The organism is Protofrankia sp. Cr1 (assembly GCF_963555865.1).
In the GTDB taxonomy this organism is placed as follows: Bacteria; Actinomycetota; Actinomycetes; order Frankiales; family Frankiaceae; genus Protofrankia.
In genome coordinates this window covers 2,011-4,495 of the sequence record NZ_CAUVXO010000473.1, presented here as the reverse complement: position 1 = coordinate 4,495, position 2,485 = coordinate 2,011, and the positions used below count along the sequence as shown (strand labels likewise).

The following is a 2,485-nucleotide window of genomic DNA, read 5'->3' as shown; positions in this document are numbered from 1 at the left end:
CCTGTGCCCGATTGGCGGCGGCGGCGATGCTGGCGAAGGCGTCGACCGTGAGGCCGCCGGTGAGGACGTCGGCACCAGAGTTTTTGATCTTCATGGCGATGCTGGCCGGGTCCGTGCCGGTCGCGGAGACCTGGTCGGTGTAGACGACGTCGATCCCGGCCGCCTTCAGGCTTTCTGTCATCTTCTGCGCGAAGATGGCCGACGACTCGCTGAAGGCGATGCGGAGCACGGCCGCTTTCCGGCCACCCCGGTTTCGCGCGAAGCTTCCCCAGGTCGACAATGCCGGGCCGGCGGTGAGGTATTTCGACCAGGTGAACATGTTGTCGTTCTCGCTCCAGACGGCTTCCGCGCCGCTGCCGACCACGGGTATTCCGTTGTTGTGCAGGTAGGCGGCTGACCTGCTGGAGACGTTGCTGGACTCGATGACGGCGAAGGCCTGAGAGCTTTCGACGAGCGTTGTGGCGGCGGCGAGATTCGTGGCCGGGTCGGAAGCGTCGTCCTCCCAGTCGTAGATGATCTTACGTCCGTCCACTCCGCCCTGGCTGTTCGCCAGCCCGATACGTGCATCGACACCGGAGCGGAAGTCTGCGAACTGCGGTGCGGCCGGGCCTGAATTGGGGAAGAGCAGCCCGATCTTGATTGTTGTCGGGCTGATTCCGGGTGTCTGACAACTTGTTTTCGCTAAAGTTTTCTGTGTGTCGGCGCTACCACAGCCGGTGACGAGAACAACAGCAACGACGGCCATCGCATGCCACCGATGAAAGGCAAAACGAAATTGCAAGACGGCCCTCCACTAGCTTGCTAAACTTTATTATGGTAGGCGTGTGCCGCGGTGTTTCTCAGGCGGCTTGCCAAGTGGTGTTCCGTAGCGGTCGTCCTCCCGTGTCAACACGGCCGTTGACCCAGACCTCGGGAGGTCCCGGTCGCGGCGAGGAGGGCCGAAGCAGCGGACCGAAGCAGCGGACCGGCGCAGCGGACGACCATCGCGTACCGTCCGGCTCGACATCGTAGAGTCAGCGGCTCAATGAGGTCAATCAGGATGCCGGTCCGATGGGCGTCGACCGTGGAGCGCCCGGCGAGATGACAGACGATGCCTGGACGGCAGTCCAGCCGAATCGTCGATACCGGCGGTCCGGCTGCGGAGAGTGCCACGATCAGGGTCTCGCGGGTAGTGCCTGACTGGCCGGTTCATGCGGGAACTCGTTGGGCAGGACCGGGATGTGGGCCAGTCCGATGATGTGCATGCCGTCACCTCTGGCGACCGGATCGGTGATTTCTCCGATCCAGCTGGGCGGAGCAGGGACGATGACTGGCCGCTGCTGGACTGGGCGTTCGAGCAGTCCCCGCTCTATCTGGCGCTCTACGACACCGACCTGCGGATCCGCCGGATGAACGCCGCAACGCGCCGACAGCTCGGCCTGCACCAAGCGGACGAGCGCGGGCGATACCTGGACGAGTTGCTGCCGGCCATGCCCGGTCTGGACATGGCTTCCGAGCAGCTTCGCCAGGTGGTCGAGCAGCTTCGCCAGGTGGTACAGACGGGTCAACCGGTGCACGTCACGGTTGTCGGTCCCGTTCTCATCGACTCCGACAGCCGGGCGTTGGCCATCAGTATGTCGCCGGTCAAGGATCGGGGCGGGCGGATCCGAGGCGTGTACAGCGCGGCATTCGATGTCAGCGAGCAGCATGTGGCCCAACAGCGGCTGGCCTTGTTGAACGAGGCGAGTACCCGTATCGGCAGCACGCTGGACGTGGCCCGCACCGCGCAGGAACTGGCGGAGGTGGCCGTTCCCGGCCTCGCCGACTGGGTCAGCGTCGACCTGCTCGAGTCGGTGTACCAGGGGCACGAACCGGTTGCCAGTCCGCTGCACGGCCCGGTCAGGCTGCGCCGTGCCGCGCACCTGTCAGTCATTGATGGCTGTCCCGACATCGTGGTCGAGCCGGGGCAGGTGGAGATCTATCCGGACTACTCGCCTCCTGCCCGCACCCTGGCGGCCGGCCGGTCCGCGCTTTACCACATCTCCGACCCCGAGCTGGCTGCCTGGATCGCCGCGGATGCCAACCGGACCGCCGCGGTTCGCCGGTGCGGGTTCCATTCGGTGATGTACGTGCCGTTGCGTGCCCGTGGTACCACTGTGGGCGTGGTCACCGTTGCTCGTCACCGGCGGGCGCAACCGTTCGAGCAGGATGATCTCATCCTTGCCGATGAACTTGCCACCAGGGCGGCAGTGGCCATCGACAATGCCCGTCGCTATACCCGTGAACGTGCGACCGCGCTCACGCTGCAGCGCAGCCTCCTTCCGCAGCGACTGCCCGCGCAGACGGCGGTGGATGTCGCATCCCGGTACCTGCCGGCCGGTACCGCCATGGGGGTAGGGGGAGGCTGGTATGACGTGATCCCGCTGTCCGGAACCCGCGTTGCGCTGGTCATAGGGGACGTTGTGGGTCACGGAGTCCACGCCGCCGCGACCATGGGTCGGCTCCG

General features: G+C 65.7%; 2 protein-coding genes. One reads left to right on the top strand and one right to left on the bottom strand.

The window, feature by feature from the left end:
- The coding region (locus U9980_RS24020) for an ABC transporter substrate-binding protein (protein ID WP_322770008.1) at positions 1–745 on the bottom strand (745 nt) is incomplete at its 3' end.
- Between the two features lie 475 nt (positions 746–1,220).
- Between U9980_RS24020 and U9980_RS24015 the strand changes: the two genes are divergently transcribed.
- Positions 1,221–2,485 (top strand): PAS domain-containing protein (locus tag U9980_RS24015; protein WP_322770007.1); only part of this gene is annotated, 1,265 nt, incomplete at its 3' end.